Source organism: Nocardioides sp. (assembly GCA_037045645.1).
Lineage (GTDB): Bacteria > Actinomycetota > Actinomycetes > Propionibacteriales > Nocardioidaceae > Nocardioides.
This window is the reverse complement of the sequence record JBAOIH010000001.1, coordinates 959,378-981,734: the sequence shown is the minus strand read 5'-3', so window position 1 is coordinate 981,734 and position 22,357 is coordinate 959,378. Positions and strand designations below refer to the sequence as shown.

22 protein-coding genes are annotated in these 22,357 nt (G+C 67.7%); 6 read left to right on the top strand and 16 right to left on the bottom strand.

Going from position 1 to position 22,357, the window contains the following annotated elements:
• Positions 1 to 97 precede the first annotated feature (97 nt).
• From ftsY to V9G04_04765, 3 genes are all read right to left on the bottom strand, one after another.
• Entirely contained in the window at positions 98 to 1,225 is a 1,128-nt protein-coding gene (ftsY, locus tag V9G04_04775) for a signal recognition particle-docking protein FtsY (GenBank protein ID MEI2712612.1), read from the bottom strand.
• A gap of 57 nt (positions 1,226 to 1,282) precedes the next feature.
• Positions 1,283 to 1,513 (bottom strand): hypothetical protein, encoded by a 231-nt coding sequence (locus V9G04_04770; protein ID MEI2712611.1) that lies wholly within the window; start codon positions 1,511 to 1,513, stop codon positions 1,283 to 1,285.
• Positions 1,514 to 1,586: 73 nt separating this feature from the next.
• A complete protein-coding gene (locus V9G04_04765; protein ID MEI2712610.1) occupies positions 1,587 to 2,030 on the bottom strand; it encodes an acyl-CoA thioesterase in 444 nt (147 codons plus the stop codon).
• 18 nt (positions 2,031 to 2,048) lie between these two features.
• On the opposite strand from V9G04_04765, the gene aceB reads away from it, so the two are divergent.
• Positions 2,049 to 3,665: a malate synthase A gene (gene aceB, locus V9G04_04760; protein MEI2712609.1), complete on the top strand. Its 1,617-nt coding sequence runs from the start codon at positions 2,049 to 2,051 to the stop codon at positions 3,663 to 3,665.
• Between the two features lie 115 nt (positions 3,666 to 3,780).
• Here aceB and smc read toward each other — a convergent pair whose 3' ends face one another.
• On the bottom strand, positions 3,781 to 7,341 hold the full coding sequence (smc, locus tag V9G04_04755; protein MEI2712608.1) for a chromosome segregation protein SMC: 3,561 nt from the start codon (positions 7,339 to 7,341) through the stop codon (positions 3,781 to 3,783).
• 98 nt (positions 7,342 to 7,439) lie between these two features.
• Entirely contained in the window at positions 7,440 to 8,813 is a 1,374-nt protein-coding gene (locus V9G04_04750) for an FAD-linked oxidase C-terminal domain-containing protein (GenBank protein MEI2712607.1), read from the bottom strand.
• 23 nt (positions 8,814 to 8,836) lie between these two features.
• On the opposite strand from V9G04_04750, the gene V9G04_04745 reads away from it, so the two are divergent.
• Positions 8,837 to 9,505 (top strand): methyltransferase domain-containing protein, encoded by a 669-nt coding sequence (locus V9G04_04745; protein ID MEI2712606.1) that lies wholly within the window; start codon positions 8,837 to 8,839, stop codon positions 9,503 to 9,505.
• A gap of 15 nt (positions 9,506 to 9,520) precedes the next feature.
• Here V9G04_04745 and V9G04_04740 read toward each other — a convergent pair whose 3' ends face one another.
• From V9G04_04740 to V9G04_04700, 9 genes are all read right to left on the bottom strand, one after another.
• On the bottom strand, positions 9,521 to 9,934 hold the full coding sequence (locus tag V9G04_04740; GenBank protein MEI2712605.1) for a hypothetical protein: 414 nt from the start codon (positions 9,932 to 9,934) through the stop codon (positions 9,521 to 9,523).
• Between the two features lie 311 nt (positions 9,935 to 10,245).
• Positions 10,246 to 11,091, bottom strand: a complete 846-nt coding sequence (mutM, locus tag V9G04_04735; GenBank protein ID MEI2712604.1) for a bifunctional DNA-formamidopyrimidine glycosylase/DNA-(apurinic or apyrimidinic site) lyase — start codon at positions 11,089 to 11,091, stop codon at positions 10,246 to 10,248.
• Positions 11,084 to 11,755, bottom strand: coding sequence for a ribonuclease III (gene rnc, locus V9G04_04730; protein ID MEI2712603.1), 672 nt, complete (start codon positions 11,753 to 11,755; stop codon positions 11,084 to 11,086). The genes mutM and rnc overlap by 8 nt, the downstream gene beginning before the upstream one ends.
• A 59-nt stretch (positions 11,756 to 11,814) precedes the next feature.
• Complete coding sequence (rpmF, locus tag V9G04_04725) at positions 11,815 to 12,000, bottom strand: 50S ribosomal protein L32 (GenBank protein ID MEI2712602.1); 186 nt, start codon at positions 11,998 to 12,000, stop codon at positions 11,815 to 11,817.
• 10 nt (positions 12,001 to 12,010) lie between these two features.
• Entirely contained in the window at positions 12,011 to 12,586 is a 576-nt protein-coding gene (locus V9G04_04720; protein MEI2712601.1) for a YceD family protein, read from the bottom strand.
• A gap of 100 nt (positions 12,587 to 12,686) precedes the next feature.
• Entirely contained in the window at positions 12,687 to 13,166 is a 480-nt protein-coding gene (coaD, locus tag V9G04_04715) for a pantetheine-phosphate adenylyltransferase (protein ID MEI2712600.1), read from the bottom strand.
• Positions 13,166 to 13,756, bottom strand: a complete 591-nt coding sequence (rsmD, locus tag V9G04_04710) for a 16S rRNA (guanine(966)-N(2))-methyltransferase RsmD (GenBank protein MEI2712599.1) — start codon at positions 13,754 to 13,756, stop codon at positions 13,166 to 13,168. Before rsmD ends, coaD begins: the two co-directional genes overlap by 1 nt.
• A 7-nt stretch (positions 13,757 to 13,763) precedes the next feature.
• Positions 13,764 to 15,971, bottom strand: a complete 2,208-nt coding sequence (locus V9G04_04705; GenBank protein ID MEI2712598.1) for an ATP-dependent DNA helicase RecG — start codon at positions 15,969 to 15,971, stop codon at positions 13,764 to 13,766.
• Entirely contained in the window at positions 15,971 to 17,641 is a 1,671-nt protein-coding gene (locus V9G04_04700; GenBank protein ID MEI2712597.1) for a DAK2 domain-containing protein, read from the bottom strand. The genes V9G04_04705 and V9G04_04700 overlap by 1 nt, the downstream gene beginning before the upstream one ends.
• A gap of 218 nt (positions 17,642 to 17,859) precedes the next feature.
• On the opposite strand from V9G04_04700, the gene rpmB reads away from it, so the two are divergent.
• Positions 17,860 to 18,045 (top strand): 50S ribosomal protein L28, encoded by a 186-nt coding sequence (rpmB, locus tag V9G04_04695; protein ID MEI2712596.1) that lies wholly within the window; start codon positions 17,860 to 17,862, stop codon positions 18,043 to 18,045.
• A gap of 151 nt (positions 18,046 to 18,196) precedes the next feature.
• Here the strand turns inward: rpmB and V9G04_04690 are convergent, their stop codons facing one another.
• Positions 18,197 to 19,189: a thiamine-phosphate kinase gene (locus V9G04_04690; GenBank protein ID MEI2712595.1), complete on the bottom strand. Its 993-nt coding sequence runs from the start codon at positions 19,187 to 19,189 to the stop codon at positions 18,197 to 18,199.
• 88 nt (positions 19,190 to 19,277) lie between these two features.
• On the opposite strand from V9G04_04690, the gene V9G04_04685 reads away from it, so the two are divergent.
• Positions 19,278 to 19,514 (top strand): Lrp/AsnC ligand binding domain-containing protein, encoded by a 237-nt coding sequence (locus V9G04_04685; protein MEI2712594.1) that lies wholly within the window; start codon positions 19,278 to 19,280, stop codon positions 19,512 to 19,514.
• Positions 19,515 to 19,545: 31 nt separating this feature from the next.
• The gene (locus V9G04_04680; protein ID MEI2712593.1) at positions 19,546 to 20,019 is read left to right on the top strand and encodes a DUF3515 domain-containing protein; all 474 of its coding nucleotides are present in this window, start codon (positions 19,546 to 19,548) and stop codon (positions 20,017 to 20,019) included.
• Between the two features lie 86 nt (positions 20,020 to 20,105).
• Here the strand turns inward: V9G04_04680 and V9G04_04675 are convergent, their stop codons facing one another.
• Entirely contained in the window at positions 20,106 to 21,230 is a 1,125-nt protein-coding gene (locus tag V9G04_04675) for a D-alanine--D-alanine ligase family protein (GenBank protein ID MEI2712592.1), read from the bottom strand.
• 31 nt (positions 21,231 to 21,261) lie between these two features.
• Between V9G04_04675 and V9G04_04670 the strand changes: the two genes are divergently transcribed.
• On the top strand, positions 21,262 to 22,341 hold the full coding sequence (locus tag V9G04_04670; protein ID MEI2712591.1) for a PLP-dependent transferase: 1,080 nt from the start codon (positions 21,262 to 21,264) through the stop codon (positions 22,339 to 22,341).
• Positions 22,342 to 22,357: the final 16 nt, after the last annotated feature.

Here is a 22,357-nt window from a genome sequence, read left to right as displayed (position 1 = left end):
TCGCGGACGAAGGATCGCGACCATTTCGTACTGAACTACCCCACGGTTGGCCGGTGGTCGAGGAGCGAGCGTCTCGAAACCATGCAGCGATGGGCGCTCAGCCGAGCAGCGCGTCGACGAAGGCCTCGGGGTCGAAGGGCGCAAGGTCGTCGGGGCCCTCACCGAGACCGACGAGCTTCACGGGTACGCCGAGTTGCTTCTGCACCGCGACCACGATGCCACCCTTGGCGGAGCCGTCGAGCTTGGTCAGCACGATGCCCGTGACGTCGACGACCTCGGAGAAGACCTTGGCCTGGATCAGGCCGTTCTGCCCGGTCGTCGCATCGAGGACGAGCAGCACTTCGGTGACCGGTGCCTGCTTCTCGATGACACGCTTGACCTTGCCGAGTTCGTCCATGAGCCCGGCCTTGTTCTGCAGGCGCCCGGCGGTGTCCACGATCACCGTGTCGACGTCGCGAGCGACCGCCTCCTTGACCGCGTCGAAGGCGACGCTGGCGGGGTCCGTACCTTCCTCGCCGCGGACCACCTCGACGCCGACGCGCTCGCCCCACGTGGCGAGTTGGTCGACAGCCGCAGCGCGGAACGTGTCGGCCGCGCCGAGCACGACGGACTTGTCCTCGGCGACCAGGATGCGCGCGATCTTGCCCACCGTGGTGGTCTTGCCGGCGCCGTTGACGCCGACGATGAGTACGACGCCCGGCTTGCCGTCGGTGCCCGAGATCTGCAGGCGGCGATCCATCGACGGATCAACCAAAGAGACGAGTTCCTCGCGCAGCACTCCGCGTACGTCGGGCTTCTTGTCTCCTTGGACGCGCAGCCGGGTACGCAGGTTCTCGACGACCTGCTGCGTCGGTGCGACGCCGATGTCGGCTGTCAGCAACGTGTCTTCGAGCGACTCCCAGGTGTCCTCGTCGAGTCGGTCGCGGCTCAGCAGCGACAACAGACCACGACCGAAAGTGCCCTGCGACCCCGCGAGACGCTGGCGCAGGCGGACGAGGCGAGAGGCCGTGCTCTCCGGCCTCTCCAGCGTGGGCGTGACCGGCTCGACAACGTCGGTCGGCTGCTCGGGAGCCTCGATCTCCGTGTCGCCCGGAGGCGTGACGATGACGTCCGTGCCACGGGTCGGGGCGGGCGGCGCCTTGCGGCGACCACTCGTCACCAGTCCGACGAGAAGAAGCACGCCGACGACGGCGATGCCGATGATCAGATAGAGCCAGTCACCCATGCGGCGAGTCTTTCACGCGCGCGGCACGAGAGCGCGCTCGGCAGCAACGGCGCCCGGTCAGGAGCGGTGCAAGCCCGACTGCGCGCTGCTCTTGACCCCAGGCTCTGCAGGCGCGGGCCAGTCGGTGGTCTGATCGACGGTCGGCAGTTGGTCGACGGCCTTGCTCATCGCGTCGCCGATCTGCGGTACGACCGGCATCCGCTCACCGCGGTGGGGGTAGGCGACGTACACGACGACGGCCGCGGAGACCAGGACGATGAGGAGCATCGCGATCACGAGGGCAGTCATGTCCCCACGGTGGCAGACGAGGGCGAGATGTCGCGATTCGTTGCCCGGCGAGTCGCGTCCGACGTGGGGGACGTCACTCGTACGTCGGGAGCGCGGCGACCACCTCTCGGATCTGAACCGGGATCGGTGTCGAAGGGCGCGCCGGGTCGGTGTTGTCGACGTACACATGCACGAAGCGGCCTTCGGCACTCGCCGTCTCCCGCCCCTGGAAGATGCCGATCCGGTAGATGATCGACGTGGTGCCGACGCGTTCGACCGCGAGCCCGAGTTCGACCGGGTCCGGGTAGCCGACCTCGGCGAAGTACCGGCAGCCGACCTCCGCGACGACCCCGATGGCGTCCAACGTACGGATGTCGACACCCGTGGCCTCGGCCAGGTGGGCGTTGACAGCCGTGTCGATCAACTCGAAGTAGCGCGCGTTGTTGAGGTGGCCATAGACGTCGATGTCGGCCCATCTGGTGGTGGCGGTACGCCAGGCGGCGTACGCCTCTCGCGTCGGTGGCTGCTTCACACTCATGGTGGGAGTATCGGTCCCATGAGTGAGATCCAGATCACCGGCCCGCGCGTGGAGCGCAGCGACGAGATCCTGACCCCTGATGCGCTCGCGTTCCTTGCAGATCTCCAACGGACGTTCGGTGCACGCCGCGACGAACTGCTGCAGGCGCGAGTCGCCCGGCGTCAGGAGATCGCGCGGACGGGCACGTTGGACTTCCTCTCCTCCACCGCGGACGTACGTGCCGGGGCCTGGAAGGTCGCGCCTGTGCCGGCGCCGTTGCAAGACCGCCGAGTCGAGATCACCGGGCCTACCGAGCGGAAGATGACCATCAACGCGCTCAACTCCGGCGCCAAGGTCTGGCTGGCCGACCTGGAGGACGCCAACACCCCGCACTGGGTCAACGTGATCGGCGGCCAGGTCAACCTCTTCGACGCGGTGCGGCGGACGATCTCGTTCACCTCGCCGGAGGGCAAGTCGTACGCACTCAAGGACCCTTCTTCGGTCCCGGTCATCCTGCCTCGTCCACGGGGCTGGCACTTCGACGAGCAGCACCTGACCCTCGATGGCACTCCCCTGGTCGCGGCGTTCGTCGACTTCGGGCTCTACTTTTTCCACAACGCCCACGAGCTGATCTCGCGTGGACTGGGGCCGTACTTCTATCTGCCCAAGATGGAGTCACACCTGGAGGCGCGGCTGTGGAACGACGTCTTCACCCACGCCCAGGCAGCGCTCGGCGTGCCCCACGGGACGATCCGCGCGACGGTGCTCATCGAAACGATCAATGCAGCGTTCGAAATGGACGAGATCCTCTATGAGTTGCGCGAGCACATGGCCGGGCTCAACGCGGGACGTTGGGACTACCTGTTCTCGATCATCAAGAACTTCCGTGATGCCGGATCGGAGTTCACCCTGCCCGATCGCAACGCGGTGACGATGACGGCACCGATGATGGCGGCGTACTCCGACCTGCTGGTGAAGACCTGCCACCGGCGCGGCGCGTACGCGATCGGCGGCATGGCCGCCTTCATCCCCTCGCGACGCGACGCCGAGGTCAACGAACGCGCGTTCGCAAAGGTGCGCGAGGACAAGACCCGCGAGGCTCAGGCGGGCTTCGACGGCTCGTGGGTCGCGCACCCCGACCTCGTGCCCCTGTGCCTGGAGATGTTCGACAACGTGCTGGAAGGGGCGACCAATCAGGCCGAACGTCAGCGCGACACCGTCTCCGTCTCCGCTGCGGACCTCTTGTCGGTCTCCGCGACTCCCGGCGAACGTACGCTCGAAGGCCTGCGCGGCAACGTCAACATCGGCATCGCCTATCTGCAGGCCTGGCTCTCCGGCAACGGAGCCGCCGCGCTGCACAACCTGATGGAGGACGCGGCCACGGCCGAGATCTCCCGCTCGCAGGTGTGGCAGTGGATCTTCAACGGCGCGACTTTGGCGTCCGGCGAGACCGTGACGCGCGAACTCGTGTTGCAGATCGTCGCGTCGGAGTACGACGCCCTCGTCGCCGCGGCCCGCGTGCAGGGTGCCTCCGAGGAGACCCTGGCGCAGTGGGAGACGGCTCGCGATCTGTTCGCGCAGACGGCGCTGGCGTCCGACTTCCCGGACTTCCTGACACTCCCGGCGTACGACGCGGTGCTGCGCGCCGGCGGCTGAGGCCCAGAGTCACCCAAGAACTGCGGCCGCGGGCAGCCCGCGACTGACATTGGGCCAGACCCAGGCCGCAGTTCTTTCGACCGTGGGACGGGCCGTCAGGAGCCCCCCGCGAGGGTCAGACGTTCTCGCGCAGGCGCTGGCTGATCACCGCGGACACCCCGTCGCCGCGCATGGTGACGCCATAGAGGGCGTCGCCGACCTCCATGGTGCGCTTCTGGTGAGTGATCACCAGGAGTTGGGAGTTCTCACGCAACTCCTCGTAGATCTCCAGCAGGCGTCCGAGGTTGGTGTCGTCGAGCGCAGCCTCGACCTCGTCGAGAATGTAGAAGGGCGACGGACGGGCCTTGAAGAGCGCGACGAGGAAGGCCACGGCCACCAGCGAGCGTTCGCCACCTGAGAGCAGCGAGAGCCGCTTGACCTTCTTGCCCGGCGGTCGGGCTTCGACCTCGACCCCGGTCGCGAGCATGTCGTGCGGATCGGTGAGCACCAGGCGCCCCTCGCCGCCCGGGAAAAGACGCGCGAAGGTGGAGTCGAAAGCCTTGGAGACATCGGCGTACGCCTCGGTGAAGACCTGCTCGACGCGGGCATCGACCTCACGGACGATGTCGAGCAGATCCTTGCGGGTCTGCTTGAGGTCTTCGAGCTGCTCGGTGAGGAACTTGTGCCGCTCCTCCATCGCGGTGAACTCCTCCAATGCCAGCGGGTTGACCCGCCCGAGCAGGTTGAGATCGCGCTCGGCGGCCTTGAGCCGCTTGGCCTGCTCCTCGCGTACGAACGGCAGGGGCTCAGGCTCGTCCTCGCCCTCTGCCAACTCGCCCACGAACGGCACCCGCTGGTCCGGGCCGTAGTCACCGATCAGGCCCTCCGGCTCCAGACCGAGCTCTTCCAGTGCGCGGTCCTCGATCTGTTCTATCCGCATCCGCTGCTGGGTGCGCGCCAACTCGTCGCGATGCACAGAGTTGACCAGTTCGTCGTGCTCACGGCCCAGGTCACGCAAAGATGCGCGCGCCTCCAACAGTGCCTGCTCACGCTCGGTACGCGACTCCTGGACCCGGGCGCGTTCCACCGCGGCGGCCTCGACCGAACGGTCCAGTCGCTCCAGCACGACGCGACACGCCTGCGACACCGCCTGAGCGGCACGACCCTCACGGATCAGCCGTTCGCGGCGCGCTGCCTCCTTGGCGCGCGACTCGCGTTCGGCGGCGGCATTGCGCAGCAGCATGTCGGCGCGACCGTGCAGGGCGCGAGCGCGTTCTTCGGCCGTACGCAACTGCAGGCGCGCCTCCATCTCGCCACCCCGAGCCGCCCTGGCAGCCTCGGTCAGTCGCTGTTGCTCGCCGGTGTCCGGCTCCTCGTCCGGTGCCTCCTCGGCCGTGGTGAGCCGCTGCTCCAGATCCGCCAGTCCGGCCAGGTCGCGATCACGGGCCTCCTCTGCGGCTCGGATCGCGTCGGCGAGCCGAGTGGCCTCGGCGCGCGCCGAGCGGGCCTGCGAGCCGTACTGTCCCAACTCCTCGGCGACCGCAGCCAAGGTGGCGTCGGATTCGTGCAACTGGGCAAGCGCTACGTCGACCCGCTTCTGCGCGTCCAGGCGCTCGGCGTCCAACCGCGACATCTCGAAGCCCAATCGCTCGCCCGACGCGGTCGCCTCGGCCAGCGCAGCGGCAGCCTCGTCGACAGCGGCCTGGATCTCCAGCAGCGACGGCTGGCTGGACGAGCCTCCCGAGGCGAAATGCGCTCCGAAGACATCGCCCTCCTGCGTCACGGCGGTGACGTCGGGCAGCGCGGAGACCAAAGAACGCGCCGCCGCCAGGTCGTCGACCACGGCCACCTTGAACAGCATCCGGTCGAGCGCGCCGGCCAGGTCTTGGGGAGCCTCCACCACGTCAACGGCGTACGACACCTCGCCCGGCAAGGCCGGCCAGCCCTCGCGCGCTTTGGCGACGTCGTCGGCCGAGACCGGGAACAACAACCCGGCCCTTCCCAGGTCCTCGCTCTTGAGGTGCCCGATCGCGTCGACCGCCGCGCCCGAGTCGCGTACGACGACCGCGTCGGCCGCCTGCCCCAACGCCGAGGCGACGGCGGCTTCAAAGCCCGGCCGCACCGTGAGCAGCGCGGCGACCGACCCCAGCAGACCGGAGACCGAGTCGGTCGCGGCGAGCAGCGCGCCCGCCCCGTCCTTGCGATTGAGTCCCATCTCCAACGCATCGCGGCGCGCGGCCAGCGAGGCGCGGTCGCGATCGGCCTGCGCGGCCTCGTCTCGCAGTTTGGCCAGCCGCTCCTCCAAGTCGTCGAGCAGCGCGGATGCGGCCTCGTGCTCCGCGTCCAGCCCCTCTTCGCCGGCGTCCAGACCGGCGACCTGCGTCTCCAGAGCCGTGTAGTCGCGTTGGGCTCGATCCGCACGCGCCGTGGCGTCCTCCTGCGCCTCGCCGAGTCGACCGATCTCGTCGGCGGCGGCACTGGCACGCGACTTCAACGCGTTGACCTGCCCGTGCAGCCGGGCCAGTCCCTCGCGCCGATCGGCAGCGGCTCGCAACAGACCCGCGACCCGGCGTTCTTCATTCGCCGCGGCGTCCTCGGCGGCGCGCTTCGCGGCCAGCGCGGTCTCCAGCGAAGTACGCAGACCGTTGATCTCGGTGTCGATCGCCTGCTCCTGCTCGCGCACCTGCGCCGCCTGCGCCTCCAGAGCATCGGGGTCACGGCCGGAGTCGAACTCGAGTTCGCCCTGCACGCCCGCGGCATTGCGTACGCGTTCTGCTGCCAGCGACTGGGTGCCGCGCAACTTCTCCCGCAACCCCGACAGGGCGAACCAGGTGTCCTGGGCCGCGGCCAGCGCCGGCAGGTCTTCACGCAGCGCTGCTTCGAGGCTGGCTTCCTGTTCACGTGCGCTGGCGACGGCGGCTTCGACCTGCGTACGCCGTTCGACCAGGATCGACTCGTCGGCCAACTCCTGCTCCAACGCCGTACGCGCGGTGACGAGGTCGTCGGCGAGCAACCGGGCCCGCGCGTCTCGTACGGTCGCCTGCACCGCAGCCGCCTTGCGGGCCACCTCGGCCTGACGGCCCAGTGGCTTGAGCTGTCGGCGGATCTCGACGAGCAGGTCGTTGAGGCGGGTCAGGTTGCCTTCGGTCGAGTCGAGTTTGCGAAGCGCCTTCTCCTTGCGCTTGCGGTGCTTGAGGACCCCGGCGGCCTCCTCGATGAACCCGCGCCGGTCCTCCGGCGTGGCGTGCAGGATCGTGTCGAGTTGGCCCTGGCCGACGATGACGTGCATCTCGCGGCCGATGCCGGAGTCGCTGAGCAGTTCCTGCACATCGAGAAGTCGGCAGTGGGTCCCGTTGATCGCGTATTCCGACCCACCGGAGCGGAACATCGTGCGCGAGATGGTCACTTCGGAGTATTCGATCGGCAGCGCGCCGTCGGTGTTGTCGATCGTGAGCAGCACCTCCGCGCGGCCCAGCGGGGGCCGACCGGACGTACCCGCGAAGATGACGTCCTCCATCTTGCCGCCGCGCAGACTCTTGGCGCCCTGCTCGCCCATCACCCACGCGAGCGCGTCGACGACGTTCGACTTACCCGAGCCGTTAGGGCCCACGATGCAGGTAATGCCCGGCTCCAACTGGAGCGTCGTGGCGGAGGCGAAGGACTTGAACCCCTTGAGGGTCAGGCTCTTCAGATACAACGCACGGCTCCTCGTGGGACGACAACATCGGTGCGCGGGATGGCCGGGGAAGCGAGCGCTGGCTCAGCCTACGTCACGGCGACCGCGCACTCTGGGACCTACAACACCGCGCCGGGGTTGAGGATCCCGTCCGGATCGAGTGCCTCCTTGATGCGCTGGTTCAGCGCCATCACCTCCTGGCCGAGTTGCGCGGGCAAGGCCGCCTTCTTCGTACGCCCGACCCCGTGCTCGCCGGTGATCGTCCCACCCAGCCGGATCGCCGCCGCCATGATCTCGGCGAACGCCTCCCGCGCCCGCCTCTCGGCGTCGGGGTCGGTCAGATCGAAGACGATGATGGGGTGGGTGTTGCCGTCCCCGGCGTGCGCCACGACCGGGATCTCCACGTCGTACGTCTCCGCGATGTCGGCCACGGCCGCAAGCAACTCCGGCAGCACCGGGATCGGCGCCCCCACGTCCTCCAGCATCAGCGCGCCGCGCGCCTCGATCGCCGGGAACGCGGCCCGGCGTGCCTGGACGAACATCCCCCCTTCATCTGGGTCGTCGGTGGTGAACACCTCACGCGCACCCGCCGCCTCGCAGGCGGCCTGGACGCGTGCGATCTCGTCGGCGCACGCGGCGCCGGGGGCATCGGACTGCACGATCAGCAGTGCGGCCGTGTCGCGGTCGAGCCCCATCGGCGTGAAGTCCTCGATCGCGTTGATGGCGGCGTTGTCCATCAACTCCATCATCGAGGGCCGCATCACCTGCCGGATCGCGACGACAGCAGCCGCGCAGTCGGCGACGGAATCGAAGGACGCCACCAGCGTCGAGGCGGGCAGGGGTGCGGGCACCAGTCGCAAGATCGCCCGAGTGACGATGCCTAGCGTCCCCTCGGAGCCCACGAAGAGCTTCAGCAGCGACAGCCCGGCCACGTCCTTGATCCGCTTGCCGCCCAGCGTGATCAGGGTGCCGTCCGCGAGCACCACGTCGAGGCCGAGCACATAGTCGGTCGTCACGCCGTACTTCACACAGCACAGCCCGCCCGCGTTGGTAGCCACGTTGCCGCCGATGGAGCAGATCTCGTACGAGCTCGGGTCCGGCGGATACCAGAGCCCGTGGCTGAGCGCTGCCGTCTTGACCTCGGCATTGAACGCGCCGGGTTCGGCCACCGCGACCCCCGAGGCGGTGTCGATCTCAATGGCGCGCATGCGTTCCAGCGAGATCACGATGCCGCCGTCGACGGCCGACGACCCGCCAGACAACCCGCTGCCCGCCCCACGGGGCACCACCGGGACCCGATGCTGCGCGGCCCAACGTACGGCCACTTGCACGTGCTCGGCCGTCTCTGCTCGCACTGCGGCGATCGGCGTGCCCGCATCCGGGTCTTTGGACCAGTCGAACCGGTATTTCTCCAGCCCTGCGGGATCGGTGATCACCACGCCGTCGGGCAGGCTGGCGACCAGATCGTCAAGAGGCGCAGCAAGATCGGTCATGGCCCTCATGCAACCATCCAGTCGTGAGCAACGACAGTCCCGCAGCTCCTCGCTGGTTCGAGCACCGAGACCTTGCCGGTCGCGAGGAGTACGCCCAGCGGTTCATCAAGATCGCCGAAGACGGCGGTGATATCGACGGTGAGGCTCGTTTCGTCGACGCGATGGCGGCTCGTGGGTCGCGCATCCTCGATGCCGGCTGCGGCACCGGTCGAGTCGCGGCTGCCCTGGCTCGCGCCGGTCACCAGGCAGTCGGCATCGACGCCGACCCACTGCTGATCGAGCGTGGTCAAGGCTTCTATCCCGAAGTGCCGCTAGCGGTGCTCGATCTGGCCGGACTCTCGGGTGCTGCGTTGGCCGAACGCGGGCTGGCGGAGAACTACGACGTGATCGTGTGCGCGGGCAACGTGATGCATTTCGTGGCCGAGGGCACCGAGGCGCAGATCGTGGCGAATCTGGCGTCCGTGCTGCGGCCAGGCGGGCGAATCGCGTTCGGCTTCTTCAGCGAGCGCTATTACACGCCCGACCAGTTGGACGTCGACGCCGCTGCGGCTGGGCTGGTCAAGGAGCACCGGTTCGCGACCTGGGAGTTCCATCCGTACGCCCCCGACAGCGACTGGGCGGTCTCGGTCTATTCAGTCGGTCTTAAGCATCAAGAAGCCGAGTCTGAGCGCCATGGAAGCGCTGCGCGTTGACCCCTCGGGGCCCGACTACTGGCTTTGAATCAACAGGTCCTGGCGGTTGTTCCAGTAGTTTGTCTCTCCGCCAGATCCGTTCACTACCTGCCCGCCGACGATCGCGACCCCGACTAGCGTCGAGGTCTTCGTGTAGGTGTAATTGAAACTGACCGATGAGCCGACGGCAAGGGTGTAGGTCGGATCTGTCGTGACATATTCGAAGTACGCATCCGGCGTCCCGCTTACCAAGGTCCATCCCGCCGGAACACTGGTGGCGTCCCATGTCCCCGGATCGGATGCCTTGTTGATCCTGACAGTGTTCGTGCCGGACGTGTCGGCCATCCCGACATTGGTGAATGCGAAAGTAAAAGAGATGGGTTCCCCGGTTTTGATCAAGCCCTCTGATGGCATGGGCACCTCCGCCTTGACATCAGGAACGAGCGCCACAGTGGTGGTCGCTGATGAGGAGGTACAGGCACCCCCGGACCCGGCATCCAGGGTGCCCGTGACCGTCGCGCTCCCCGGCGGCGTCCCCCCCAGCGGTACTGAAGATGATCGGGAGCGTGACTGAGGTGCTCGCCGTCATCGATGCGGCCGTGAACGTGACACTGCCGAGCCTCCCGAAGGCCCTCGATCCACCAAAGCGAGTGTGATGATCCGGCAAGCACTGCTAGGCGTCAAGACCCGGTTTCGGCGGAGGTGCTCCGTGCGCGCATGGCCTGACGGGCTTGTCAGCCCTACATCAATTCCAGCGTTCGCTACCGGGGCGACCGAGGTCGTGGCTGGCAGCGTGGGCAGAAGTAGGACGACCGGTTCATGAACGCGATCCGGCGAATCGGCGCGCCGCAACGCTCGCACTCCAGCCCCTCCTGGCCGTACGCCTTCAGCGAGCGATCGAAGTACCCCGACTCTCCGTTGACGTTGACATAAAGCGCGTCGAACGAGGTGCCGCCCTCACCGAGCGCTTGACCCATCACGTCGCGTGCATGACCAAGCAGCTTCAGCACCTGCTTTCGTGACAATCGCGATCCGGCACGCTCGCCGTGGATGCCAGCACGCCACAAGGCCTCATCGGCATGGATATTGCCGACGCCCGAGATCAAGCTCTGGTTGAGCAGTTGCCGCTTGATCGCTGAATCGCTGGCGCGCACGCGCCGTACGAATTCCCCCTCGTCGAACTCGGGGTCGAGCGGGTCACGCGCGATATGCGAGATCTCCCTTGGCAACTCGGCGCCTCCAGCGGAGAACAGCAAGCCGCCGAACATGCGCTGATCAACGAAACGCAGCTCCAACGCACCAAGTCCGAAGCGCACCCGCAAGTGGCGTTCGTCGGGCGCACCGGCCGGTTGGACGAGCATCTGCCCGCTCATGCCCAGGTGGCCGAGCAGGGCATCGTCGTTGTCCAGCGGCAGCCACAGATATTTGCCTCGGCGCCGGGCCGCGACGAATCGCCGGCCGATCAACGCCAGCGCGAACCCCTCTGGCCCGAGCAGATCACGGCGTACGAGTCGAGGGTGCAGGACCTGCACCGACTCGATCTCGCGGTCGACGACGTGACGCTCGAGACCGGCTCGGACGACCTCGACCTCGGGAAGTTCAGGCATCGGTGGCCGGCGCGACCGGCTCGCCGGGCACAGCCGCCAACTCGGCATAAGCAGTGGAGGCCGCCAACTGCTCGGCCTCCTTCTTGGAGCGCCCGACCCCATGGCCATACAAGTCGTCGAGCACCCGGACCTGCGCAGTGAAGACCTTGAGGTGGTCGGGGCCTTCGGCCGCGATCACGTACTCCGGCACACCCAACCCACGCGACGCGGTCAGTTCCTGAAGCGAGGTCTTCCAGTCCAACCCCGCCCCGAGACTGGCAGCCGTCTCCATCAACGGGTCGAAGAGCAGGTGTACGACCGGCCCCGACGCCTCGATGCCGCCGGAGAGGTGAACCGCTCCGATGACGGCCTCGACGGTGTCGGAGAGGATGGACGCCTTCTCGCGACCGCCCGTCGCCTCTTCGCCCCGGCCCAACTTGATGTGGCGGCCCAGGCCGATCCGGACCGCGACCTCGGCCAAGGCCCTCGCGTTGACCACGGCTGCGCGCAACTTGGCCAACTGACCCTCGGACAGGTCCTCGTGGGTCAGATAGAGCGTCTCGGTGACGACGACGCCGAGCACCGAGTCCCCGAGGAATTCCAGACGTTCGTTGGTCGGGATGCCGCCGTTCTCATAGGCGTACGACCGGTGCGTCAGGGCGCGTTCGAGCAGCTCGGGATCCAACGTCGGATCTCCGAGCGCAGCACGCAACTCGGGGTAGTTGGTCAGTGGACCGGTCCGGCTCAGATGACCTGGCGGCGCTCGCCCTTGGCGCCGTACTGCCCACACGTGCCACAGGCACGGTGCGGCAGGTGCTTGGCACCGCAGGCGGGGTTGGCGCAGGTCACCAGGGTCGGCGCAACGGCCTTCCACTGCGAACGACGGTGACGCGTGTTGCTGCGCGACATCTTCCGCTTCGGAACTGCCATGGTGATCTCCTTAAGACTTCTCTGCTTCGGGGTCCTGCTGAAGTGCCGCCAGGGAGGCCCAGCGCGGATCGATCGCCTCACCGTGCGTGTGGTCCGGATCGTCCGCGAGCCGTGCACCACATTCGATGCACAGTCCCGGACAGTCGTCGGCACACAACGGCTGGAATGGCAGTGCAAGCACCACCGCGTCCCGCAACAAGGGTTCCAGGTCGAGCAGGTCGTCCTGGAGCCGGCTGGTCTCGTCGGCCAACTCGTGATCTCCGTGATCACGAGCCGAGTCCTGCTGATCGGGATAGACGAAGAGTTCCTGCAGGTCGACCACGACTTCGTCGCGGATCGGCTCCAGGCACCGTACGCACTCCCCTGCGAGCTCGGCTGTCGCCGTGCCGCTCAGCAGCACCCCCTCCATCACCGCTTCGAGACGCAGGTCGAGTTCGACCGGCGCATCTTGGGGGACAGCGAGGACTTCGATACCAAGATCTGCTGGGGCCGGCACGGTCCGTGACACTTGACGCGACGACCCCGGGCGGCGGCCGAGCTCGCGAGTGTCGAGCACGAGCGGCGCTCTCGGGTCGAGGCGGTTCAAGAGTTCACTTCCCGTGATCGGGCACAACAAATCTCCGGAATCTTAGCCAGCCGGAAGCCCGGCGCCCAAACCGACGGTCTCCACCGCCACAACCCGCGGGTCAACGGGTGGACAGTTTGGCGAGCAGGGCCTCGCGTACGAACTCCGGCACCAACCCGGCGATGTCGCCGCCCATCCCGGCGACCTCCTTGACCAGGCTGGAGGAGACGAACGCGTTGCCGACTGCCGCGGGCACGAAGACCGTCTCGACCCCCGTGAGGTGGCTGTTCATGTGGGCCATCGGGAGTTCGTACTCGTAGTCGGTCGAGCCGCGCAGCCCCTTGACGATCGCCACGGCGTCGATCTCGCGGCAGAAGTCCACGATCAGCCCGGTGAAGCCCTGGACGCGTACGTTGGCCAGATCCGCGGTGGCCCGCTCCAGCATCGCCAGCCGCTCTTCGGGGTCGAACAGTCGACTCTTCGAGACGTTGACGCCGACCGCTACGACGACCTCGTCGAAGAGTCGGGCGGTGCGGGCGATCACATCGAGGTGACCGTTGGTGACAGGGTCGAAGGACCCGGGGCAGACCGCGCGGCGCATCAGTCGTCCTCCTGCGAGTCTGCGGCGTGTTGGCTCGCGTGACCGTACCAAAGGCGCGTGTCGCCATAGGTCCGGTCTCGATGGCTCCGGAGCCCGCCAGGCCACCCCAGATCAGCGCCTCGAGCGGACCTCTCCACGATGACCAGCGCATCTGGCACCAGCCAACCGTTGGCGACCAGTTGGGCGAGATCACCGGCCACGGCATCGTCGGCGAGCGGATAGGGCGGATCGGAGTAGACGACGTCGAACGGGGCCCGGGGCGCGGTGGCGAGCGTGCTTCGGACCGAGGCCGCGACCACGTCTGCCGCGCGAAACCCGAGTTCGTGGGCATTGGCGCGGATCAGCGCAGCCGTACGCCGGTCCTGCTCGACCAGTGTCACCACCCCGGCCCCACGCGACCACGCCTCCAGCCCGACCGCACCGGAGCCGGCGTACAGATCCAGGAACCGCAGCCCCGACAGTGACCCGCACCAGGCTTCCACAGCCGAGAACAGCGCCTCGCGCACGCGATCGGAGGTCGGCCGGGTGGCCCCACCTCGAGGCGTCCGGAGGCGCCGTCCACCGACTTTGCCGCCAATGATCCGCGTCATCTCAATTTCAACCTTTGTCCAGGAACTCTGAGGCGCTGGACGCCTCGACCCGAGAAACCGCCTGCGCGAGTGCCGGGGCGGTCTCGAGTTCCGGGTCTTCGGAGAGTAATGCCTCAGCGGCTTCTCGGGCAGAGACGATGGTCTTCTCATCACGCAGCACCCGCAGGCTCACCAGACTGGAACGGACGCCGGACTGGCTGGCTCCCAGCACGTCACCCTCGCGGCGGGCCTCCAAGTCGACCTTGCTGAGGGCGAATCCGTCGGTGGTGGCGGCCACGGCATCCAGACGCTCCCGGGCATCGGAGCCCAGGTCGGCGTGGGACACCAGCAGGCACAGCCCCGGCAGGCCTCCACGACCGACCCGCCCACGCAACTGATGCAACTGCGAGACGCCGAAGCGGTCGGCGTCCAGGAGCACGATGGCGGTCGCATTGTGGACGTCGACCCCGACCTCGATCACGGTCGTCGAGACCAGCACGTCGATCTGTCCGGCCGCGAACGCGCGCATCGTACGGTCCTTGTCATCTGGATGCTGACGACCGTGCAACGGCGCCACACGCAGGCCCCGCAGAGCGCCGTCTGCCAGATCCGCGGACACCTCCTCGACGCTGGCCAAGGTGCGCTTGGGCGGCAGCGGGTTGCCGTCCTCGTCGAAGTCGAGCTGGTCCGACTCACCCTCCTCGCCGGTGTCGGCACTGATCCGCGGACACACCACATAGACCTGATGGCCCGCCTCGACCTCCTCGCGTACGCGCTGCCACACCCGATCGATCCAGTGTGGCTGGTCGGCGAGCGGGACCACGTTGGTAGTGATCTCGGCACGGCCGGCGGGAAGCTCGGCGAGCGTGGAGACCTCCAGGTCGCCGAAGACCGTCATCGCCACCGTGCGCGGGATCGGCGTCGCAGTCATCACCAGGACGTGCGGTGGGGTGCCCGCCTTGTCGGTAAGCGCGGCTCGCTGCTCCACGCCGAAGCGGTGCTGTTCGTCGACGACCACAAGTCCGAGGTCGGCGAACTCCACGTGCTGTTGCAAGATCGCATGCGTGCCGATCACGATCCCCGCTTCGCCGGAGACGATGTCGAGCAACGCCTCCTGACGTGCCGCTTTGTTCATCGAGCCGGTCAACAGCACGACCTGGGTGCCCTCACTGGCCCCGCCGAGCATGCCGCCCTGAGCCAGGTCACCCAGCAGTGCGCTGATCGACCTGTAGTGCTGCTGGGCAAGCACCTCGGTCGGGGCCAGCAAGGCCGCCTGTCCTCCCGAGTCGACGACCTGGAGCATTGCGCGCAGTGCCACCAGCGTCTTGCCGGAGCCGACCTCACCTTGCAGAAGCCGGTTCATCGGATGCGGCAACGCCAGTTCGCCGGCGATCAGGTCACCGATGTCCTGCTGCCCCTGGGTCAGCGAGAACGGCAACCGCCGGTCGAAGGCGGCGAGCAGGCCCTCGCGCGCCCCACCGCGCGCCTGGGCCCCCTGGTCGCGCAGCGCGGCCCGTCGCCGCGCCATCACCAGTTGCAGGGTCAGCGCCTCCTCGAAACGGAACCGCTTCTGCGCCGCCCCCAATTGCGACCACTCGTCTGGACCGTGGATCCAGCGCAGCGCCTGCATCACGTCGAGCACCTCGAAGCGTTCGCGCAGCGCTGGAGTCAATACGTCCTCGACCCCGGTGACCATGTCCAGCGCCGACGCGATCACCCGTTGCAGGTCCCATGAATAGAGTTTCGCGGTGAGCGGATACACCGGGATGAGCTTGCTCAGCCCACTGGCATCCTGGCTGCCCAGCGCGAACCCGTGTGCCTGCTCAAGTTGCCAGCTCTGCCGGAAGAGTTTGGCCTTGCCGGTGAACAGCACGCGGCTGCCCCGCGGGTAGGAATCCTCATAGGCCTGGGCCTGCTTGGCGTACGGGCTGAACAGCGTGACGCTGAAGTCGGGTCCGTCGGTGCGCAGCCGCACGGTGGTGCGGTATTGGCGCCGGTTGCCGCGGAAGAAGTCGGCGCTGTCGCAGGAGCGGACCTCACCGATGATCGTGAGTTGCTGTCCCTCCACCGGGGTCGCGACCTCCGAGATCTCCGTGGACGTGATGTAGCGACGTGGGAAATGCCGCAGAAGTTGACCCACACTGGTGATCCCGAGGCCGTCCTCGACCAGTTTGCGTTTGTTATGGGAGCGGCCGAAGACCGAAGCAAGCGGGCTCTCGGGTGAGATACCGGTCATTACTCCACTCCGATGAGCAACAGATAGCGGTCCTGTCCGCCCGCATAGACGGTGGTGTCGACCAGATGGTGGCTCTCCTCGATCCAGTCACGGCAGGTCTCGGCCAGGGCGTGGGCGCCTTCGTCAACGCCCGACACGAGCGTGATCAACTCACCACCCCCGCCGAGCAGGCGCGCCACGATGGCGCGTGCCACCTCGTCCGCGTCATCGCCGACCACCACGAAGTCGCCGTCGATGGCGCCGAGGACATCGCCGACCTCGCATTCGCCCGCGCTGGTGAACGCATGTTTGGCGGCGATCGTGACGGCGCCGTGTCTGGTGTGCCGGGCTGTCGCGGTCATCTCCAGAACGTCGCTGTCGAAAGCCCGCCCGGGCTCGTGCACGGCCAGCGCGGCCAACCCCTGGACCTGCGCATGCGTCGGGATGACCGCGACGCGCAGCCCGTGGTCGTGCTCGGCGGTGCGCGCGGCGTACTCCGCCACGCGTACGGAATCTGCGTCGTTGGGCAGCACGATCACCTCGTGGGCACCGGATGCTTCGATGGCCTCCAAGAGCATGCCGGTGGAAGGCCGACGCCCGGGACCTCCCTCCACCACGATCGCCCCGGCATCGGAGAACAGCGTCGACAACCCCGGACCGGCCGCCACTGCCACGACAGATCTGCCACGCGAGTGCGTGGCCGCACGAGTCGCCTTGGCCGCCTGGACCTGCTCGGCGAAATGGGTCACCTTGATCCGGTGGGGTCGACCGGCGGCGATCCCAGCCTCGACCGCGGCACCGACGTCGTCGACATGTACGTGCACGTTCCACAGCCCGGCGCCACCCACGACGACCAACGAGTCACCGAGCCCGGCCAGCGTCTCCTTCAATCCATTGATCGCCGAGTCTTCGGCGTCGAGGAGATACATCACCTCGTACGCCGGGCCGCCCTCGGTGAGGTCGACGCCCACAACGGGCTGGTCAGCCGGGGTCGCGACGAGAGGAATGGTGTGCCGCCCCAGCGTGGGCCGTACGGTCGCGGGTCTGCGCCCGGTCAAGACCGTCTCGGCCGCGTCGAGAATCACGCTCAGTCCGCGCCCGCCGGCATCGACAACCCCCGCATCGCGCAGCACCTGGAGTTGCTCGGGCGTACGTGCGAGCGCCTCGCGTGCCGCGTGCGCCGCCTTCGTGAACACCTCCCCCGCGCGGGCATTCTCCTGCGCCGCCTGCTCACGCGCCGCTTCGGCCGCCGCACGCGACACGCTCAAGATCGTGCCCTCGACAGGGGTGCCGACAGCTGCGTACGACGCCTCGGTCGCCTCGCTGAGCGCCTCGGCCATGATCACGGCGTTGCGTTCGTCTGCCGTCGCTTTGCTGATGCGCGCAGAGACGGCACCGAGCATCTGGCTCAAGATCACGCCGGAGTTGCCGCGCGCGCCCAGCAACGCGCCGCGAGCGAGGGCGGCGAGTGCGGTCGGTAGGTCGGCACCCTGGTCGGCGGCTTCGCGGATCGCGTCACGACCGGCCGCCATGGTGAGGAACATGTTGGTGCCGGTGTCGCCGTCCGGCACCGGATAGACGTTGAGTGCGTCGATCTCTTCGCGCGCCGCGCTCAGGGCGTCGGCGGCGATGTCGGCAAAGCGGAGCACGACCGACAGCGCGATGTGGCTGCCGGGTGGCACCTGCTCCATGATGTCCTCGCCTCTCGGGATTGGCCTGTCGGGAATGCTCTTGGGGTGACCGCGGTCACGCTGCGGTGAAGGTTAGTCCCAGGCACCGACGGCAGGGGGCGTCCGGGGTATCCGCGCGGATTTCGGCTCTCGGTCCAGGTCGGATACTCTTCTTCGGTTGCCTGCTGCCGACCGCGCGGGCCGATTCCGTTCCAACCTCGACTTTTCAGGAGTGCCCGGTGGCCGCCGTCTGCGACATCTGTGCCAAGAGCCCGAACTTCGGCAACAACCGTCCGTGGTCGCGCAAGATCACCAAGCGCCGGTTCGACCCCAACATCCAGCGGGTGCGGGCCAAGGTCAACGGCACGCCCAAGCGCCTCAACGTGTGCACCTCCTGCCTCAAGGCCGGCAAGGTCTCTCGCTGACTCGCCCTTCGCTGACGGCTCGCCCTTCGGGCGGGCCGTTTCGCTATTTCGGAGCTATTTCCGGACGCGGAGTCCCCGGCCGGCCGGGGACTCTCACGGTGTGTAACCGATGCATAGGTCACGAACCGTGAGACTCGGTCACACGGAGCCGTCAGAAGTGCGTCCACCCTGTCGGGCCGTCGTACGCCTCCTCGTCGACCGTGACACCAGCCCCCTCTCGGACGGTGCCGATCACCGACCACCCGGACGGGACAGCAGACGCCTCGGAGAATGTCGCGAGCAACGCATGGTCGTCCCCACCGCCGAGGATGAAGCCGAGCGGATCCGCACCGAGTGCCGAGCCGACGGCTTGCAGAGGCTCGGGCACGGTGAACGCGGCACTGCGTACGTCGATCGCCACTCCCGAGGCATCCGCAAGATGCCCGGCCTCGGCCAGCAGGCCGTCGGAGATGTCGATCATCGAGGTGGCGCCCGCCTCCGCAGCGCGTACGCCCTCGTCGTAGGGAGGTTCGGGGCGTCGATAGGCCTCCACCAGCGCGCGGGGTGAGCGAAAACCCCGCCCCAGCACGGCCAGGCCGCCGGCGGCCCAGCCCTGGCGCCCGGCAAGCGCGAGTACGTCCCCTGGTTCGGCACCCGAACGCAAGACTGGAGCGATCGTGCACGCCCCGAGCGCCGTGATCGAGATGACGATCTGATCCGCACGAGTCAGATCTCCTCCGACGACACTCGCACCGACGAGGGCCGCCTCGGCGACCACACCACGTACGAAATCCAAGGCCCACTCGACGGGCAGGCCTGCCGGGGCTGCCAGGCCGACGGTCAACGCGGTCGCACGACCACCCATCGCATTGATGTCCGACAGGTTCTGAGCAGCAGCACGGTGGCCGACATCTTGCGCCTCGGCCCACTCACGGCGGAAGTGGCGGCCCTCCACCATGACGTCGGTCGAGACGACCACGTGGCCGGTCTTGATGCGGAGTACGGCAGCGTCGTCGCCCGCACCGATCAGGATGCGCTCGTCGTCCTGGCCACCCAACAACGGCGTGAGCGCCTCAATCAGACCGAACTCCCCCAGCTTCGCCCAACGTCTGCTCGAAGACGGCTGCGCTGGTGGTCCGAGGAGCAGAGGATGCCATGCGGCCATCTCATCAGATCCGGTAGGTTGAGCAGGGCTCGGGCGCGCGGCGCCCGCCCAGATCACCACGCAGAACCCACCAGCAGAGGAGCCCAAGATGGTCGTGCAGGCCTACATCCTGATCCAGACCGACGTCGGCAAGGCGGCCGAGGTCGCCAAGGCGATCGCGGGCGTCAAGGGCGTCACGCTGGCCGAAGATGTCACGGGTCCCTACGACGTGATCGTGCGCGCTGAGGCCAAGAACGTCGACGAGCTCGGCAAGCTCGTGGTCGCCAAGGTCCAGACCCTCGACGGCATCACCCGTACGTTGACCTGCCCGGTCGTCCACATCTGAGTTGTCCACCACCTCACGACGCCTCGCACCAGTGGTGCGGGGCGTCGCCATGTTCGCACTGCTGGTGGCCGTGTCAGGTTGCGGATCGAGCAAGGTGTCGATCGAGACCGCAGATCTGTCCGGGCCGGATCGCGCGGCGTGCGCCGCGCTCGTCGACGCGTTGCCCAAGACACTGGCCGACGAGTTGCGTCGCCCCATCGACCCCGACAACGCGCCCGGGGCAGCATGGGGCGATCCGGCGTACGTCTTGACATGCGGTGTCTCCAAGCCCTCGTCCTTCACGGATATCTCGACGTGCGACATCGCCAACGGGGTGGCGTGGTTCGCCGACCCCGACGAGGCCGCGCACTCGGCTGCCGACGTCACCATCACCGTGGTCGACCGCGCGCCCGCGGTCTCGCTGGTCGTACCCGGGCGCTATCGACCCGAAGGAGTCGCTGCGGCTCTGGTCGAGTTGGCGCGCCCGATCAAGCGTACGTTGACGAAAATCGACGCGTGCGGGTGACTGAGCACCCGATTTGTCCGCTAAGCCCCCGGTTCGTTGGGGGTTGAGCGGACCACAGTCCGCTCGACGCCCACGCCGGGCGCCGATCAGCGAAGCCCCGTGTCGCGCCGAAGCGCCAGCGAAATCAGCCGATCGACGAGGTCCGGATAGTCCACCCCGGAGGCCGCCCACATCGCCGGATACATCGACACCGGCGTGAAGCCCGGCATCGTGTTGAGTTCGTTGATCACCAGCGAGCCGTCGGGCAGATAGAAGAAGTCGACCCGCGCCAGTCCCTCGCAGTCCAGCGCAGTGAAGGCCTGGGCAGCCAGGGCCTGCATCCGGGCGATCACGTCGTCAGGCAGATCGGCCGGCACTTCGAGGCTGGTGTGTTCGCCGGGAAGGTATTTCGCCGCGAAGTCATAGAACTCGTGGTCGCCACCGATCCGGATCTCGGCCGGCAGCGAGGTCTCTGGATCGCCGTCGAGAGATTGGAGTACGCCGCACTCCACCTCCCGCGAGCCGATCGGCGCAGCCTGCTCGATCAACACCTTGGGATCGTGCTGCATCGCCACCTCCATGGCGGCCGCGATTTCGGAGGAGTCGTGGATCTTGGAGATCCCGAACGACGAACCGCCGCGTGCAGGCTTGGCGAAGCAGGGGAAGCCGAGCGAGGAGATCCGGTCGCGACACGACAGTTGGTCGCGTTCCCAATCACGGCGGGTGACGGTCACGCTCGGGAGGACCGGCAGCCCGGCCGATTGGAGCACGATCTTCATGAACGCCTTGTCCATGCCGACGGCCGAGGCGAGCACGCCGGCGCCGACATAACGTACGCCGGCCATCTCCAACATCCCCTGGATCGTGCCGTCCTCACCCCACGGGCCGTGCAGCAAGGGGAAGACCACATCGACCTCGCCCAACACCGCTGGGGGCGCGCCCACCTCGGTCACCACCAGATCGGTGTTGGCGCCAGCCTGGGAAAGCATGACAGTGGGCAAACTCGCGTCAACAGAAGGCAACGGGTCGTCATGTCCGGCAATCGCCAGACGCGAGACATCCCCGGATTCGAGCACCCAGCCGCCGTCGGTCGCGATCCCGATCGGCACCACGTCGTACTTGTCCCGGTTGATGGCGGCGAGCACCGAACCCGCGGTGACGCAGGAGATGCCGTGCTCGCTGGAACGGCCGCCGAAGACGACCGCGACACGTGGTTTCCGGTGCTCGTTCATCGCGTCGAGCGTACGGCCTTAGTCTGCTGGCATGGCCGATGACATGCCCGTACGCCACCACTCGCCCGCGACCACTGCGGTGCACGCCGGGCGGCCCGAGAAGGTCGCGGGTGCGGCGTTCAACGAGCCGGTCACGTTCACCTCGACGTACGTCGCGGGCGCGGAGGTCGGCTATGCCCGCGCCAGCAACCCCACCTGGGTGGCCTTCGAGGATGCGCTCGGGGCACTGGAAGGGGGCCGCGCACTGAGCTTTGCCAGCGGCATGGCTGCCGCAACGGTGGTGCTTGACCTGGTCGCGCAAGGGGCGACGGTGTTGGCGCCCGAAAAGTGCTACATGGGCGTGATCCAAGAGTTGGCCGATCTCGAATCTCGCGGGCGGATCAAGACCCTGCTGGTCGACATGACCGACACCCAGGCGGTCATCGACTCGATGGACGACGACACGGCTTTGGTGTGGCTCGAATCCCCTGCCAATCCGACAATGGAGGTCACCGACCTGGTGCCACTGATCGAAGCGGCGCATGCTGCTGGAGCCGCCGTGGTCGTCGACAACACATTTGCCACGCCGTTGTTGCAACGCCCGCTCGACCTGGGTGCCGACATCGTCGTGCATTCCGCGACAAAATTCATCGCTGGTCACTCCGACGTCTTGATGGGCGCGCTTGTTACCCGCGACGAGCGGATCCACGAGGTGCTTCGGCACCGGCGCGAACTCACCGGCGGCATCCCCGGCCCCATGGAGGCGTTCCTCGCGCTGCGCGGACTTCGTACGCTCCCGCTGCGTTTCGAGCGGTCGTGCGCCAACGCCGCCGAACTCGCCGCGCGATTGGCGGAACACCCCGCGATCTCGCTGGTGCGTTATCCCGGGTCCGGCGCGATGTTGGCCATTGAGCTCACCGGCGGCGCCGAGGCCGCCGACGCGCTGACGCACGGCACGACTCTGTGGTCCAACGCCACGTCTCTCGGTGGCGTGGAGTCGACCTTCGAACGCCGTCGACGCTGGGCGACCGAACCTGCCACAACGCCGGAATCCCTGGTACGCATGAGCGTCGGCATCGAGGACGTCGAGGATCTCTGGGCGGATCTCTGCGCGACCCTCGACACGTTGTAACGCGGCAGGCCCCATC

Bases quoted from the DNA above. Each gene is read 5' to 3' on its own strand.
- ftsY (MEI2712612.1), bottom strand. From the start codon at position 1,225: ATGGGTGACTGGCTCTATCTGATCATCGGCATCGCCGTCGTCGGCGTG.
- V9G04_04770 (MEI2712611.1), bottom strand. From the start codon at position 1,513: ATGACTGCCCTCGTGATCGCGATGCTCCTCATCGTCCTGGTCTCCGCG.
- V9G04_04765 (MEI2712610.1), bottom strand. From the start codon at position 2,030: ATGAGTGTGAAGCAGCCACCGACGCGAGAGGCGTACGCCGCCTGGCGT.
- aceB (MEI2712609.1), top strand. From the start codon at position 2,049: ATGAGTGAGATCCAGATCACCGGCCCGCGCGTGGAGCGCAGCGACGAG.
- V9G04_04750 (MEI2712607.1), bottom strand. From the start codon at position 8,813: ATGACCGATCTTGCTGCGCCTCTTGACGATCTGGTCGCCAGCCTGCCC.
- mutM (MEI2712604.1), bottom strand. From the start codon at position 11,091: ATGCCTGAACTTCCCGAGGTCGAGGTCGTCCGAGCCGGTCTCGAGCGT.
- rpmF (MEI2712602.1), bottom strand. From the start codon at position 12,000: ATGGCAGTTCCGAAGCGGAAGATGTCGCGCAGCAACACGCGTCACCGT.
- coaD (MEI2712600.1), bottom strand. From the start codon at position 13,166: ATGCGCCGCGCGGTCTGCCCCGGGTCCTTCGACCCTGTCACCAACGGT.
- rsmD (MEI2712599.1), bottom strand. From the start codon at position 13,756: ATGACGCGGATCATTGGCGGCAAAGTCGGTGGACGGCGCCTCCGGACG.
- V9G04_04705 (MEI2712598.1), bottom strand. From the start codon at position 15,971: ATGACCGGTATCTCACCCGAGAGCCCGCTTGCTTCGGTCTTCGGCCGC.
- V9G04_04700 (MEI2712597.1), bottom strand. From the start codon at position 17,641: ATGGAGCAGGTGCCACCCGGCAGCCACATCGCGCTGTCGGTCGTGCTC.
- V9G04_04690 (MEI2712595.1), bottom strand. From the start codon at position 19,189: ATGGCCGCATGGCATCCTCTGCTCCTCGGACCACCAGCGCAGCCGTCT.
- V9G04_04685 (MEI2712594.1), top strand. From the start codon at position 19,278: ATGGTCGTGCAGGCCTACATCCTGATCCAGACCGACGTCGGCAAGGCG.
- V9G04_04675 (MEI2712592.1), bottom strand. From the start codon at position 21,230: ATGAACGAGCACCGGAAACCACGTGTCGCGGTCGTCTTCGGCGGCCGT.
- V9G04_04670 (MEI2712591.1), top strand. From the start codon at position 21,262: ATGGCCGATGACATGCCCGTACGCCACCACTCGCCCGCGACCACTGCG.